General features: G+C 47.8%; 1 protein-coding gene. It reads right to left on the reverse strand.

What is annotated here, in order from left to right:
* Positions 1-14: 14 nt before the first annotated feature.
* On the reverse strand, positions 15-1,589 hold a 1,575-nt coding region (locus M3200_RS04790), incomplete at its 5' end, for an IS1634 family transposase (RefSeq protein WP_288178150.1).

The following is a 1,589-nucleotide window of genomic DNA, read 5'->3' on the forward strand; positions in this document are numbered from 1 at the left end:
CCGTGAAATTATATCTATTTCGGAAATGGGACTCCCATTGCGTCATATAGAGCTATCTGCTTCTTCGTTATCTCTGAAAGGTGATGGGCCCTCCCCGGCTGCTGGTAAAGCTCAATTATATCCAAGTCATCCAGCAGTGTCTGCATCGTGTACTTCTTGTACAGGCCCTTCTCATCCATCTGCTTTTTGATGTAGGAAAGGTAGATTAGGGCCAGAAACTGGACAAAGAGTTTTCCTTCGAAATTCTCGGAGGAGGAGACGGACATGCGCCTCATATCCAGCCGTTCCTTCAGGTTTGCAAAAGCTTTTTCAATCAGGTCTCTCACACGGTAGAGCTTTATGGCTTCCACCGGATTCTTTATCCCATTGGTCAGCAGGACGAAATAGCCGAAATCGCGCTGGCGCTCACGAATTGCATCACCTTTGGGGACAATGTGCAGTCCCCTCTTAGGCGTTTCGGTCACTATGAAGTATTTGTCATAGTCCTTCATGTGCCCGTCTGTCTTCCTGCCGCTTTTAAGTTCATCCTGCAGACAGGTCAGATACCTGGCAAAGCTCAGCCGCTCATCGGTACAGCGCTGGTCGTTGAAGTATATATGGACATAGACTCTCCGCTTGTCACATATACATTTCCCCGTCCTTGGCTGCTCTTCCCTATAGTCCCATTCATCAGTGAAGCTCATGGCATACAGCCCCACATCATCGTGGTAATTTCCCCAGCTGATCATCTTCTCTCCACGAATCTCGTCCAGATGCTTTCTTGCAATTTTTAACCCGCAGCGAATGCCTATGAGAAACTTATGATGGCGCTTCATCAGGTCATTAATGTTCTTCTCACTGTAGAAGCCTCTGCCCATAACGAAGCTCAGCTTCTTCATATCCAGGAAATCGATGTCCAGCATTAGATTCCGTATCAAACTGACGTCTGCCGTATTTCCTGTAAGCTTGCGGAAATAAACCGGAAGCCGTGAAACTTCCCCATACAACAAAGCAAGATTAACCTGCGGAAGGTGGTCTCCTTCCTTGTTCTTTCCATACTTGGCTAATTTAATCAGCTCAGAATAGGAGGAAATTGATGTGGGGTCAAAAGCAAGGTACTCCTTCTCCGCCCTGCGCTTGGCCTGCCTGCGGAAGAAATTCATCTTTGAAGCCTCATCAATAGAGCCCATCAGATCACTGATCCGCTGGGAGGGGATATCCCGGCCATAGGGATGCTTATGAGTCAACGCCCACTTACGGAGACGGTAAGCAGACATGCCTTCCTCCAGGACAAAGAAATAGGCAAGAGACAAGAGCTGCTTATACCTATCGGGGAAGGAAGCCTTCAAATCATCCACAATTCCCAGTTTGTCACCGATTTGGTCAAGAAGATAAGTGGCCCCATAAAACTGCCGCTTGCATTCTGTGGCGGGAATCGGCCCAGGCTTTATTGTCCCGGACTTCTCCAGTGACAGCAGATACTTCCCATTCGGAACAAACTGTCCTTCAACTATTTTACCAATATAGCGGCGCTTGTGCTCCCCGCGATGCTTCTCTGCATTCCAATAGGGAGCATCAATAAAGACATACTTTTTTCCTGAGATAGTCTG

This window comes from Dialister sp. CAG:357, from assembly GCF_000435155.1.
GTDB classification, from domain to species: domain Bacteria; phylum Bacillota; class Negativicutes; order Veillonellales; family Dialisteraceae; genus Dialister; species Dialister hominis.